Source organism: Paraburkholderia sp. DD10, from assembly GCF_049177125.1.
In the GTDB taxonomy this organism is placed as follows: Bacteria; Pseudomonadota; Gammaproteobacteria; order Burkholderiales; family Burkholderiaceae; genus Paraburkholderia; species Paraburkholderia terricola.
Window position 1 is genome coordinate 64918 of sequence record NZ_CP185393.1, and the last position, 12408, is coordinate 77325.

The 12408-nt window shown below is 64.2% G+C and carries 11 protein-coding genes and 1 riboswitch; of the genes, 10 read left to right on the forward strand and 1 reads right to left on the reverse strand.

Features of this window, described 5'->3' with window-relative positions:
• Positions 1-102: 102 nt before the first annotated feature.
• The 4 genes from ACOCG7_RS15665 to ACOCG7_RS15680 are packed head-to-tail and all read left to right on the forward strand — an operon-like array spanning position 103 to position 4821.
• Positions 103-948: a glycosyltransferase family 2 protein gene (locus ACOCG7_RS15665; RefSeq protein ID WP_114161965.1), complete on the forward strand. Its 846-nt coding sequence runs from the start codon at positions 103-105 to the stop codon at positions 946-948.
• Positions 945-1901, forward strand: coding sequence for a UDP-glucose 4-epimerase family protein (locus ACOCG7_RS15670; RefSeq protein ID WP_114161966.1), 957 nt, complete (start codon positions 945-947; stop codon positions 1899-1901). Before ACOCG7_RS15665 ends, ACOCG7_RS15670 begins: the two co-directional genes overlap by 4 nt.
• Before the next feature lie 8 nt (positions 1902-1909).
• Positions 1910-2932 carry an MraY family glycosyltransferase gene (locus ACOCG7_RS15675; RefSeq protein WP_083085737.1) on the forward strand — a complete coding sequence of 341 codons (1023 nt, stop codon included), beginning with the start codon at positions 1910-1912 and terminating at the stop codon, positions 2930-2932.
• An 11-nt stretch (positions 2933-2943) separates the two neighbouring features.
• Positions 2944-4821 (forward strand): polysaccharide biosynthesis protein, encoded by a 1878-nt coding sequence (locus tag ACOCG7_RS15680; protein ID WP_083085738.1) that lies wholly within the window; start codon positions 2944-2946, stop codon positions 4819-4821.
• 61 nt (positions 4822-4882) lie between these two features.
• Here ACOCG7_RS15680 and ACOCG7_RS15685 read toward each other — a convergent pair whose 3' ends face one another.
• Positions 4883-5983 carry an MraY family glycosyltransferase gene (locus tag ACOCG7_RS15685; protein ID WP_114161967.1) on the reverse strand — a complete coding sequence of 367 codons (1101 nt, stop codon included), beginning with the start codon at positions 5981-5983 and terminating at the stop codon, positions 4883-4885.
• A gap of 272 nt (positions 5984-6255) precedes the next feature.
• Between ACOCG7_RS15685 and ACOCG7_RS15690 the strand changes: the two genes are divergently transcribed.
• From ACOCG7_RS15690 to ACOCG7_RS15715, 6 genes are all read left to right on the forward strand, one after another.
• A complete protein-coding gene (locus ACOCG7_RS15690) occupies positions 6256-7806 on the forward strand; it encodes a methyl-accepting chemotaxis protein (protein ID WP_114161968.1) in 1551 nt (516 codons plus the stop codon).
• A gap of 172 nt (positions 7807-7978) precedes the next feature.
• A riboswitch (guanidine-I (ykkC/yxkD leader) is annotated at positions 7979-8078 on the forward strand.
• A gap of 57 nt (positions 8079-8135) precedes the next feature.
• Positions 8136-9206, forward strand: coding sequence for a putative urea ABC transporter substrate-binding protein (locus ACOCG7_RS15695; RefSeq protein ID WP_073431710.1), 1071 nt, complete (start codon positions 8136-8138; stop codon positions 9204-9206).
• Between the two features lie 36 nt (positions 9207-9242).
• The gene (locus ACOCG7_RS15700) at positions 9243-10058 is read left to right on the forward strand and encodes an ABC transporter permease (RefSeq protein ID WP_114161969.1); all 816 of its coding nucleotides are present in this window, start codon (positions 9243-9245) and stop codon (positions 10056-10058) included.
• Positions 10055-10870 (forward strand): ABC transporter ATP-binding protein, encoded by an 816-nt coding sequence (locus tag ACOCG7_RS15705; RefSeq protein WP_114161970.1) that lies wholly within the window; start codon positions 10055-10057, stop codon positions 10868-10870. The genes ACOCG7_RS15700 and ACOCG7_RS15705 overlap by 4 nt, the downstream gene beginning before the upstream one ends.
• Positions 10871-10888: 18 nt before the next feature.
• A complete protein-coding gene (locus tag ACOCG7_RS15710) occupies positions 10889-11593 on the forward strand; it encodes an urea amidolyase associated protein UAAP1 (RefSeq protein WP_374709808.1) in 705 nt (234 codons plus the stop codon).
• Between the two features lie 14 nt (positions 11594-11607).
• A complete protein-coding gene (locus ACOCG7_RS15715) occupies positions 11608-12249 on the forward strand; it encodes an urea amidolyase associated protein UAAP2 (RefSeq protein ID WP_208645232.1) in 642 nt (213 codons plus the stop codon).
• Positions 12250-12408 lie beyond the last annotated feature (159 nt).

The following is a 12408-nucleotide window of genomic DNA, read 5'->3' on the forward strand; positions in this document are numbered from 1 at the left end:
CGCAAAGCCTGTTGCTCTAATCGGCGCTTTTAAGCACACTTGCGCTTTTGTTGCGGCCCTCCTTACGATAATTTCCAAGAGGCGCCAGACCGCTTCGTCCACATGAATGCCACAAGCGCGCCCCGTTCCACAATTGAAGGTTTGTCCGTCTCCGTCGTGGTCTATCGGCCGGATATGGCGAAATTGCAAAGCACGCTTGCAAGCCTCGGCGCTGCCTGTGATGCGTTGATTGCCAGGCGGCCGGGCTTTCCGATCGCACTCCACCTGATCGACAACGGCGGGCTGCCCGACGTATCCGCGACCCTTGACGCGCTCCGGGCGCACGGCGTCGTCTGCACGATCGTCGCCGGGCACGGTAACGTGGGCTATGGGCGCGGTCACAACCTGGCGATCGAGCGCATCAGCAGCCGTTATCACCTGGTGCTGAACCCGGACATCGAACTCGAGCACGACGCGCTCGACCACGCGCTCGATTTTTTCGAGGCGCACCCCGAGGCAGGTCTCATCACGCCCTGGATCGGCGACGAGCAGGGAGACCAGCAGTTCTTATGCCGTCGCTACCCGACGCTTCTCGATCTGTTCGCACGCGGTTTTCTGCCTGCGCAACTGCGCCGGCTCTTCAGGCGTCGTCTTGCTCTCTACGAGATGCGCGACCGGATCAATGCGCACGACGTCGTATGGGATCCGCCGATCGTCAGCGGCTGTTTCATGTTGTTCCGCACGTCCGTGCTCAAGGAGCTGAAGGGCTTCGACGCCCGTTATTTCCTTTACTTCGAGGACTACGACCTGAGCCTGCGAGCCCATGACGTCACCCGGGTCGTCTACACACCCGCGGTGCGCGTGCTGCATCACGGCGGCGGCGCGGCGCGCAAGGGCTCCGCGCATATCCAGATGTTCGCGGCATCGGCGTACAAATTCTTTCGCCGCTTCGGCTGGAAATGGCTATGAGCCGGATTCTCGTCACCGGTGCGAACGGCTTCGTCGGGCGGGCGCTATGCCGAACCCTGGTCGACCACGGTCATAACGTCACGGGCCTGGTGCGGCAAGCGGGCGGCTGCGTGAGTGATGTGGATGAGTGGGTCGATGCCACCCGGGATTTCGCCGGTCTTGCAAGCACATGGCCCGAAGCGCTGACACCCGACTGTGTCGTCCATCTCGCGGCACGCGTCCATGTCATGCGCGACAACGCCGCCGACCCCGACGCGGCGTTTCACGCGACCAATGTCGAAGGCGCTTTACGCGTCGCGCAGGCCGCGCGGCATCACGGCGTGCGGCGCTTCGTATTCGTGAGCAGCGTCAAGGCGCTGGCTGAAAGCGACCCCGGCCGTCCGTTGCGTGAAGACGACCCGCCGGCCCCGCAGGACGCCTATGGCCGCTCCAAGCTTGCCGCCGAACAGGCCCTGTCGCGCTACGGCGAGGAAACCGGCCTCGACGTGGTGACGGTGCGTCCGCCGCTGGTTTACGGGCCCCAGGTGCGCGCCAATTTCCTGCGTCTGATGGACGCAATCTGGAAGGGCGTGCCTTTGCCGCTCGGCGCGATCAGCGCACGGCGCAGTCTCGTCTATGTCGACAACCTGGCCGATGCGCTGATGCACTGTGCAATCGACCCGCGCGCCACGCCCCAATGCTTCCACGTCGCGGACAGCGACGCGCCCACGGTCGCCGAACTGGCGCGCGCGCTCGGCCGTCATTTGCACAAGCCCGCGCGGTTGCTGCCGGTGCCTGCCGGCTGGCTGCGGCTCGCGGGCCGCTTGAGCGGGCGCACGGCGCAAGTCGACCGGCTGGTGGGCGCCTTGCAGCTCGACACCGCCCGGATTCGCGCGGCGCTCGACTGGCAGCCGCCGTATTCGACCGACGACGGGCTGGCTGCGACCGCCCGCTGGTATCGATCCACGCACTGAGGGCGCGCATGTCGACGTACATTTCCACGCTCCCGATCTGGATGACCGTGACCTTGATCGCGCTCGGTTCCGCTGGCGCGTGCGCCGCCATTCTGTGGGCGCTGCTCAAGACCGGCATCGCCTGGCGGCTTGCCACCGACGTCCCCAACGACCGCTCGCTGCACGTCGCGCCGACCCCGCGCGTCGGTGGCTGGGGCATCGTCCCGGTGGGCGTGGCGGCAACGCTGCTGCTCGCGCCGAGCCTGTGGTACGCCGCGCTGGGCACGGCCTTTCTGGCGGCGGTTTCGCAACTCGACGACCGTCGCGGCTTGCCGGCGCGCGTCAGGTTCGCCGCGCACATGGTCGCCGTGGTCGGACTGGTCGCGCTGTTTCCCGCCGACGCGCCCTGGTGGTTCCTGGCAATTCTTGCGTTTTTGATGTTATGGCTGGTCAATCTTTACAATTTCATGGACGGCGCGGACGGTCTTGCAGGCGGCATGGCGCTGTTCGGTTTCGCCGGCTACGCGGCGGCGGCCCTGCTCAGCGATCATCCTCTGCCGCAACTCGCGTGGTCGGCCAGCGCGCTTGCAGGCGCGGCGCTCGGCTTCCTGCTGTTCAATTTCCACCCGGCGCGTATTTTTCTCGGCGACGCCGGTTCCATCTCGCTGGGCTTCCTGGCCGGTGCGCTCGGCTATTGGGGCTGGCGCGCGGCCGTCTGGCCCGTGTGGTTCCCCGTCATGGCGTTCGCGCCGTTCATCGCCGATGCGTCGGTCACCTTGGCGCGGCGGCTGCTTCGCGGCGAAAAATTTTGGCAAGCTCACCGCGAGCACTACTATCAACGTATGGTGCGTTCCGGCATCGGGCACGCCCGGACAGCTTTGGCGTGGTATGTCCTGATGGTAGCTGGCATAATGCTTGCTCTTTGTGCGCTGGGCAGCGCCCCTGTTTTTCAGTGGGGCGTGGTTGCCGGTTGGATCGTCGTTCTCTGTGTAGCAGGCGCGGTAATCGATCTGCGCTGGCGTCGGTTTCAATCAACACTGTCCGATAACTGAGGTAGACGCTGATGCTAAGAACCAAGGCCACCTGGCTGTCTTTCAGCGCTTTCCTTTTCGACTTATGCGCGGTGGCCGGCTCCTGGCTCGTCGCGTACATCATCCGCTTCAACGGCACCGTTCCCGAAGACTTCCGGGTCGGCGCCTTGCACTCTCTCCTCTGGGTGCTGCCGGTCTACGGCGTCATGTTCCGCATCTTCGGCCTGTATCGCGGCATGTGGGTTTTCGCGAGCTTGCCGGATCTCGTCCGCATTTCAAAAGCCGTGGTCGCCGGCGCGCTGGTTGCCATGGTCGTCTCGGTGATGGTCCAGCCGGTGCCGATCGTGCCGCGCTCCGTGCTGGTCGTGTCGCCGTTATTTCTGTTCCTCGCAATGGGCGGCGCGCGCGCGCTGTATCGGGCGACCAAGGAGTTTTATCTATACGGCGGACTCGTCGGCCAGGGCAAGCCGGTAGTCGTGCTCGGCGCCGGCAACGCGGGCGCCAATCTCGCGCGTGAACTCTCCCGTTCGAGCGAATGGCGTCTCGTCGGCCTGCTCGACGACGACGTTTCGAAGCATGGGCGCGAAATCTACGGCTACAAGGTGCTGGGCTCCATCAGCGCATTGCCGCAAATGGCCGAGGAACTGAAGACGGAATACGCGATCATCGCGATTCCGTCGGCTTCGGTGGATGTTCAGCGTCGCGTCGCGACACTGTGCGTGCGCGCCGGCGTGCGCGCCCTCGTGCTCCCCGCGCTGACGGATGTCACGCAAGGCCAGGCGTTTCTGTCGCGCGTGCGGCAGATCGATCTCGAGGATTTGCTGGGCCGTGATCCCGTCCACATCGATACGCCGCATGTCGAGGCGCTGCTGCGCGACAGGATCGTCATGGTCACGGGCGCGGGCGGATCGATCGGCTCCGAGTTATGCCGTCAGATCTTGCGGTTTCAGCCGGCTCAACTCATTGCCTATGACCTGTCCGAATTCGCGATCTATCGGCTCACCGAGGAGTTGCATGACCGCTTCCCCGGCCTGTCCGTGATTCCGGTGATTGGCGATGCGAAGGACTCGCTGCTGCTCGATCAGGTCATGTCGCGCCACACGCCGCACATCGTATTTCATGCGGCCGCCTACAAACACGTCCCGCTGATGGAAGAGCAGAACGCGTGGCAGGCCGTCCGCAACAACGTGCTCGGTACTTATCGGGTCGGGCGCGCCGCGATCCGGCACGACGTCAAGCACTTCGTGCTCATCTCGACCGATAAGGCGGTCAACCCGACCAACGTGATGGGCGCAAGCAAGCGGCTGGCGGAAATGGCTTGCCAGGCCTTGCAGCAGACCAGTTCTCGCACCCAGTTCGAAACCGTCCGGTTCGGCAACGTGCTCGGCAGCGCCGGCAGTGTGATTCCGAAATTCCAGCAGCAGATCGCGAAGGGCGGTCCGGTCACGGTCACTCACCCGGAGATCACGCGCTTCTTCATGACCATTCCCGAAGCGTCGCAACTCGTGTTGCAGGCATCGAGCATGGGGCATGGCGGCGAGATTTTCATTCTCGACATGGGTGAACCCGTCAAGATCGTCGACCTGGCTCGTGACCTGATCCGCCTGTACGGCTTTACCGAGGAGCAGATCAGAATTGTGTTCACCGGTTTGCGTCCTGGCGAAAAGCTTTACGAAGAACTGCTCGCATGCGACGAAACGACGACACGCACGCCGCATCCCAAACTGCGGATCGCGCGTGCGCGGGAAGTATCCGACGATCTATTGGACAAGTTGTTGCCGTGGCTGATGCAGCATCGCGTGCTAAGCGACGACGAGGTGCGCCGCGATCTACGGCGCTGGGTGCCGGAATACCAGCCGGCCGCCGCGCCCGCATTGCGCAGCGTCGAGGTGGCGACGCGGGCGTCGTAGAACCGAAGCGGTGCGATGAGTCTGCACGATGAAAAAAGGCGCCCACGGGCGCCTTTTTTCATTACCGCTTCGCCTTTCGCACCACCATCCATCTTGGCGACTTGAAGCGCACGATGCTCATATAAAGCCATACGTAGGTGGCCGCGAACACCACCACGAAGCAGAACAGATGCAGCGTATGCCGCCAGAACAACGTCGCCGGCACGACCGCGATCAGACAGAGCAGCCACAGATACGGCGACGTCAGCGAATTGCGCCGCGTCAACTCGCGAGCGGTGCGCGCGCCGACCGCCCAGCGCATCAGCCGCTTGTACACCAGCATATGCAGATGCACGCCATCGGGAATGCCCGGCGACATGCCGCGAATGAACTTCTTGCGGTAGATCGAGAAGCAGGTCTCGAAGATCGGATACATGAAGAGCAGCACCGGATACCACGCCGACACGTCGCGATTGCGCATCACCAGCATGATCGACAGTTCGGCCAGCATGAAGCCGATGAAATACGCGCCGCCGTCGCCGAGAAAGATCAGCCCCGCCGGAAAGTTCCAGATGAAGAAGCCGAGCACCGCGCCCATCATCATGAACGACGCCGACAGCACGATCGGGTCGTGCACCTGGAACGCCACATAGGCGAGCGACGCCAACATCATGAACGCGACCATCGACGCAAGGCCGTTGAAGCCGTCGATGATATTGATCGCGTTGGCGAGCGCCGCGACGGCAAGCACCGTCACCGCAAACGAAATCACCGCATACGACAGCAGAAAATCGAGCGGCGGCACGCTGATGCGCGTGACCGCGATATCGAGCAGGAAATAGGCGAGGGCGGCGGCCGCCATCGTGCAGACGAGGCGCGCGAGCGGCGACACGCGCTTGGTCAGATCCTCGATGAGCCCCGAGCCGAACGCCGGCATGCCGCACGCGATCAGCCCGAGAATGCCGCCCGACACGGCCGGATAAGCGCCATGCAACTGCACGGCCGACACGATCAGCCCGAGCAGAATTCCGGTTCCGCCGATGCGCGGCACCGGCCGCACATGGAACTTCTGCACGCCGGCCAGATCGGTGTCGGTGGAGAATTTTTCATGCAGATGCGCGTAGCGCACGATCAACAGCGTGATCAGCAGTGAAACGAGAAAGCCGAGCGCAAAACTGAGCATGAAAGTGGGCCTGAGCGAAGACGCCGAATTATACAAATGAAATCCGGGCCGCCCGGAAAAGCGGCATTCCCGCCGAGCCCGCGCAAAATCCCAGATAGTGAGGTTCGAACTGCCCGCAAACGCCCGCCAGTCATGGATTCCACCTATTTAGCGAGCACTCGCGCGCGTCGTTAACCCGGGATGCGGCGACGTGTCGGTCATGCGCCGAAAGAAGCATGCCGCGCATGCCAGCCTGTTTTCGCCGCCGATCGGCAAGACGTTCCGGAGACCCAATGCTAAATAACATCACAATTCGTGGCGGCCTGACGCTGGTGATCAGCGTATTCGTCGTTTTCCTGCTGACGGTGATCGGTGTCGGCTATGGCGCGCTCAAGCTCGCCAACAGCAGTCTCGACGACACGCAGCGCAGCGCCGTCGCGCTGTCGCATCTGAAGGCGAGTTCGGAGAAGCTGCTGCAAGTGCAACTCGCGCTGGGCACGTATCAGACGCTCTTTAGCGTCGGCAAGCAGACCGACGATCTGTTGCCGGCCGCGCACAAGGTGCTGGTCGAATCGAACAAGGATTTCCGCAACTACATGGCGGGCCCGTTCACCAGCGAGGACGAAAAGAAGCTCGCGCAAAGCGTCGAGCAGGCGCGCGCGACGCTGGTCGATAAGGCGATCGAACCGGAGTTCAAGGCGCTCGCCGACTTCGACTTCAATACCTTCCGCAACATTCAGGGCGAGACGGCCAACGGCTTTTACGCGAGCTATTCGAAGGCCATCGACGCGCTCGAGCGTTCGCAGACCGGCAACCAGCGCCAGCAAGCCGCAACCGCCGAACAGCGCTTCGAAATGGCGACGCTGCTGTTCGTCTCGGTCGGCGTCATCGCGATCGTGATCGGCGTGGCGGCGCGCGCCGCTTTGTCGGCGGCGCTGATCAAGCCGGTGAACGCGACCGTCAAGCATTTCGAGCGAATCGCCGCCGGCGATCTGACGGTTGCGATCGCGAGCAAATCGCGCAACGAGATGGGCCAGTTGCTGAGCGCGCTGACGAAGATGCGCGACGGTCTTGTGGAAACCGTGGCCAAGGTGCGCGGCAGCACCACGGCAATCACGCTGGGCGCGAACGAAATCGCCTCGGGCAATGCGGATCTGTCGTCGCGCACCGAGCAGCAAGCGGCCGCGCTTCAGCAGACCGCGGCGAGCATGGAACAGCTTTCGGCCACGGTGAAGCAGAACGCGGACAACGCGAAGCAGGCGAACCGCCTCGCGCAAGGCGCGCTCGATACGGTGACGCGCGGCGGGGCGGTGGTGTCGCGCGTCACCGAGACCATGGACGGCATTACCGAATCGTCGCGCAAGGTGGCCGAGATCATCGGCATGATCGAGGGCATCGCATTTCAGACCAACATCCTCGCGCTGAACGCGGCGGTGGAAGCGGCGCGGGCGGGCGAGCAGGGGCGCGGCTTCGCGGTGGTGGCGTCGGAAGTGCGCAGTCTCGCGCAGCGTTCGGGCGCGGCGGCCAAGGAGATCAAGGAACTGATCGGCGAATCGGCCGCCAAGGTGCGGGAGGGCGCCTCGCTCGTGTCCGACGCCCAGAAGACGATTCAGGAAGCGCTCGGCGCGGTGCAGCGCGTGACCGGCGTGATGAACGAGATCGAGGCATCCGCGCACGAGCAGAGCGACGGCATCGAACAGGTCAACAAGGCGGTTTCGCAAATCGACGAAGTCACGCAGCACAATGCGGCGCTCGTCGAGGAGGCCGCCGCGGCGGCGAAGTCGCTGGAGGAACAGGCGGGGCTGTTGCGCGACGCGGTCGCGGTGTTTCAGGTGGCGGCCTAGCGCCCATGCACGAATGAGGTGCCGGTCGCGCATGCCGCGGTGCGCCCCGTCCCCGCAGCGGGGCACATATCCGCCGCGCCGGGCCGAAATGCGGCGATTTCCCGCTGGCACGCTTCTGGCATAAGAACAGGCGCAAGGAGCCGGCGCGTCATCCGGTTCAGCACACAATCTGGAAATGGACGGCTAGGGTTCCGGCCTGCTTCACGCAGGCGCTGGTCCGAGAGCTGTCGACCTCAGGCGAGGTTACACGGCGGGATAAAAGCCCGGGAGAGAACGCGATGTTTGCGCTGCTCCCTGCCGCCGCTAACCGTCCCTTCGAGGTCAACCTCATGCGCAAGCTCGTCCGCTTTCTCGGCATTGCCGCCGTCTCCCTCGCCGCCTTCACCTCAACGACTTCGTTTGCCGCCGGCCGCACCGACTTCAAGGTGTGCTGGACCATTTACGCCGGCTGGATGCCGTGGGGCGAGGCCAAAACCCAGGGCATCGTCTCGAAGTGGGCGAAGAAATACGGCATCAACGTCGATGTCGTGCAACTGAACGATTACGTCGAATCCATCAACCAGTACACCGCCGGCAAGTTCGACGGCTGCGCGATGACGAACATGGACGCGCTGACCATCCCGGCCTCGGGCGGCGTCGATTCGACCGCGCTCATCGTCAGCGATTATTCGAACGGCAACGATGGCGTGCTCATCAAGGGCAAGGGCAAACAGGTCGCCGATCTGAAGGGCCAGCAGGTCAATCTCGTGCAGTTCTCCGTGTCGCACTACCTGCTGGCGCGCGCGCTGGACAGCGCGCACATGAGCGAGCGCGACCTCAAGGTGGTCAACACGTCGGACGCCGACATCTCGGGTGCGTTCGCGACGCCCGCCGTCCATAACGCCGTGACGTGGAACCCGATGCTCGCCGATCTCAAGGCGCAGCCGAACGTCACCGAGGTCTTCGATTCGAGCCGGATTCCCGGCGAAATCATGGACATGATGGTGGTCAACACGCAGACCCTGCGCGACAACCCCGCGCTCGGCAAGGCGCTGACGGGCGCCTGGTTCGAAATGGTCGCGCTGATGCATGCCAACAGCGCCGGCAGCACGGCCGCGCTCACCGCGATGGCGAAGGCGTCGGGCACCGATCTCGCGGGCTTCAAGGGCCAGTTGTCGACCACCGCGCTGTTCTACACGCCGCAGGCCGCCGTCGACTTCGTCACCAATCCCGATCTGCCGAAGATCATGGCGCGCGTCGCGAAGTTCTCGTTCGATCACGGTTTGCTCGGGCAGAACGCGAAGAGCGCCGACGTGGTCGGCATGGCGTTCGACAAGGGCGTGGTGGTCGGCAGCAAGAGCAACGTCAAGCTGCGCTTCGATCCGACCTACGTGAAGATGGCCGCGGCCGGCCAGCTCTGAGTCCGATTCCTCACGCTTTCTGCAAGGCAGGCATCCATGCGACTCATCAATCGACATCCGAGCCGAAGCGGCGGCCTGATGCTGCTGTTGCTGCCGTTCATCGTCATGGCGGCGGTCTATTTCACCGGCTCGTCGATGCGGCTCAAGGTCAATCCCGATGACAAGCTGCTGCCGGGCGCGACGCAGATGAGCGACGCCATCAAGGAAGTGGCGTTCACCGAGGACAAGCGCACCGGCGAGTATCTGCTGTGGGCCGACACCGCGTCGAGCTTGCGGCGGCTCGGCATCGGCCTCGCGGTGAGCGCCGTGATCGCGCTCGCGGCGGCGCTCGCGACGTCCGCTTTTCCGCTCGTCAGCGCGACGTTTTCGCCGTTCGTCACGGTGATATCGATGATCCCGCCGCTCGCGGTGCTGCCCATCCTGTTCATCGTGTTCGGGCTCGACGAATTGTCGAAGGTGGTGCTGATCGTGGTCGGCATCACGCCGATGATCATTCGCGATCTGCACGCGCGCGGCCGTGAGATCCCGACCGAACTGTGGGTCAAGGCGCAAACGCTCGGTGCGACGAGCTGGACCTTGATCCTGCGCCTCCTGCTGCCGCAATTGCTGCCGCGCCTGCTGGTCGCGATGCGGCTTTCGCTCTGCTCCGCGTGGCTGTTTCTGATCGCAGCCGAAGCGATTGCGGCGACGGACGGGCTCGGCTATCGCATCTTTCTGGTACGCCGTTACCTCGCGATGGACGTGATCCTGCCTTACGTCGCGTGGATCACGCTGCTCGCCTGGGTCACCGACGAACTGCTGCGCCGCCTCACGCGCTGGTCGTTCCCGTGGTACGGCGGAGACGCGCGATGATCGAGGTGCGCAACGTCTGGAAGTCTTATGGCGATCAGGTCGTGCTCGAACGGCTCGACCTGCGGATCGAAGCAGGCGAGTTCTGTTCGATGGTCGGCGCGTCGGGCTGCGGCAAGTCGACGTTCCTGCGCCTGCTGCTCGGCCAGGAACGCGCGACGCGCGGCGAGATCCTGCTCGACGGCGAACCGCTGCCGGCGGAACCGGATGCGCATCGCGGCGTGGTGTTCCAGCGCTATTCGGTATTCGGGCATCTGAGCGTGCTTCGCAACGTGATGCTCGGCCTCGAACTGCCGCGCGCGAAACTGACCGGCCGCCTCTTTGGTGCGAAGCGGCGCGCCGCGCGCGACGAAGCCGTCGCGATGCTGGAACGCGTGGGCCTCGGCGCGTCGCTGGACAAGTATCCGCAGCACCTGTCGGGCGGCATGCAGCAGCGTCTCGCGATTGCCCAGGCGCTGATGATGAAGCCGCGCGTGCTGCTGCTCGACGAGCCGTTCGGCGCGCTCGATCCCGGTATCCGCAAGGACATGCACGACTTGCTGCTGGGGCTATGGCGCGAAGCGAAGCTGACGATCTTCATGGTCACGCACGACCTGAAGGAAGGTTTCACGCTCGGCAGCCGCGTGCTGGTGTTCGACAAGGTCCGTGTCGATCCGCAGGCGCCCGGCGCCTATGGCGCGCGCATCACCTACAACATTCCGCTCGACCACAGCCGCGCCAGCGCATCGTCCCTCCATCTGGCCCAGGCGGTGGTGCGGGGCGCGGAACGGGTCGACGCGCGGACGGACTCGCGGATCGCCACGATCCCGGTGTGAAGAAAAATCATGAACGACATGAACGTGTTACTCGAAGAAACCATTCCCGGCGGCGGCCACGCATCGCTGATCGTCAAGCGCGGCCAATCGTTGCGGGTCACCGACCTGCGCGGCGGCGCGAACGTCAGCGTCATGCTGGTCAACGCCGCCGAGAAGAGCGAACGGCTCAACCTGCCGGATACGCTCAAATGCCAGCACACGGCGAAGCTCACCGCCGGTCATTGCCTGTACTCCGACATGGGCCGCGTGCTCGCCGCGATCGTCGCGGACACCTGCGGCTGGCACGACAGCATCGGCGGCGTATCGAATGCCGAGGAAGTGCACGAGCGCTACGGCACGGGCCGCTATCAGGAACTGCGCAACGCGTTCCATCGCAACGGCGCCGACAACCTGCTCGTCGAAATGGGCAAGTGGGGGCTCGGCATTTCCGATCTGCTGATGACGCTCAATCTCTTTAGCCGCGTCGACGTCACGCATGCGGGCGCCTTGAATTTCGTGCCCGGCAATTCGAAGGCGGGCGACTACGTCGAACTGTATGCGCCGATGAACACGCTCGTCGTGCTGACCGCGATCCAGCACCCGCTCGATCCCGATCCGCATTACGCGCCCAAGCCGGTCAAGCTCACGTTGAGCCATGCGTCGCCCGACGTCGCCGAGCTGTGCCGCACGTCCTGCGACGAAAACGTGCGCGGGTTCATCAACACCGAACGTTTCTTTCTTTGACGGGAGCCGACATCATGACGAATACGCTGACGCTCAGCGACAAGCGCCCCGAACAGGCGGTGTTTCGCGAGACGCTCGCGGCCGGCGAACCCTGGCTGCACGAACTGCGCGCCGGACAGACGCTGCGCATTCTCGATCTCGAAGGCAATCAGGCGGTCGATACGCTGTTCTACAGCCTCGCCGATCCGCGCGAGCGCTTCGACCCGCAACGCACGTTGCGCCGGCAGGGAAGCCTTTATCTCACGACGGGCACGGTGCTGTATTCGAATCTCGGCAAGCCGATGCTCACGATCGTCGCCGACACGTGCGGGCGTCACGATACGCTCGGCGGCGCGTGCGCGCAGGAAAGCAACACCGTGCGCTACGCGCTGGAAAAGCGCCACATGCATAGCTGCCGGGACAACTACCTGCGTGCCTGCGCGCACGACGGCCGCCTGTCGAAGCGCGATATCGGCGCGAACATCAACTTCTTCATGAATGTGCCGGTGACCTCGGAAGGCGGTCTCACGTTCGAGGACGGCATCTCGGCGCCGGGCAAGTACGTCGAACTGCGCGCGGAAATGGACGTCATCGTGCTGATTTCCAACTGCCCGCAACTGAACAACCCGTGCAACGCCTACAACCCCACGCCCGCGGAGTTGCTGATATGGAACTGAAGCGCATCCGCCTTTGGCTCTACTACGTGCTGCTGGTCCGTTCCGGCCGCTGCTGCACGCTCACGCGCGAACAACTCACGCACGCCGGGCGCTGACGCGTACCTCTGCCGTGCATGCTGCCGCGGACGACCTCGGCATGCATCTCCCACGTGGCGGGAC

Excerpts from the sequence above, each read along its gene's own strand:
- ACOCG7_RS15700 (WP_114161969.1), top strand. The coding sequence starts at position 9,243 with ATGCGACTCATCAATCGACATCCGAGCCGAAGCGGCGGCCTGATGCTG.
- ACOCG7_RS15710 (WP_374709808.1), top strand. The coding sequence starts at position 10,889 with ATGAACGTGTTACTCGAAGAAACCATTCCCGGCGGCGGCCACGCATCG.
- ACOCG7_RS15695 (WP_073431710.1), top strand. The coding sequence starts at position 8,136 with ATGCGCAAGCTCGTCCGCTTTCTCGGCATTGCCGCCGTCTCCCTCGCC.
- ACOCG7_RS15675 (WP_083085737.1), top strand. The coding sequence starts at position 1,910 with ATGTCGACGTACATTTCCACGCTCCCGATCTGGATGACCGTGACCTTG.
- ACOCG7_RS15705 (WP_114161970.1), top strand. The coding sequence starts at position 10,055 with ATGATCGAGGTGCGCAACGTCTGGAAGTCTTATGGCGATCAGGTCGTG.
- ACOCG7_RS15665 (WP_114161965.1), top strand. The coding sequence starts at position 103 with ATGAATGCCACAAGCGCGCCCCGTTCCACAATTGAAGGTTTGTCCGTC.
- ACOCG7_RS15715 (WP_208645232.1), top strand. The coding sequence starts at position 11,608 with ATGACGAATACGCTGACGCTCAGCGACAAGCGCCCCGAACAGGCGGTG.
- ACOCG7_RS15690 (WP_114161968.1), top strand. The coding sequence starts at position 6,256 with ATGCTAAATAACATCACAATTCGTGGCGGCCTGACGCTGGTGATCAGC.
- ACOCG7_RS15680 (WP_083085738.1), top strand. The coding sequence starts at position 2,944 with ATGCTAAGAACCAAGGCCACCTGGCTGTCTTTCAGCGCTTTCCTTTTC.
- ACOCG7_RS15685 (WP_114161967.1), bottom strand. The coding sequence starts at position 5,983 with ATGCTCAGTTTTGCGCTCGGCTTTCTCGTTTCACTGCTGATCACGCTG.
- ACOCG7_RS15670 (WP_114161966.1), top strand. The coding sequence starts at position 945 with ATGAGCCGGATTCTCGTCACCGGTGCGAACGGCTTCGTCGGGCGGGCG.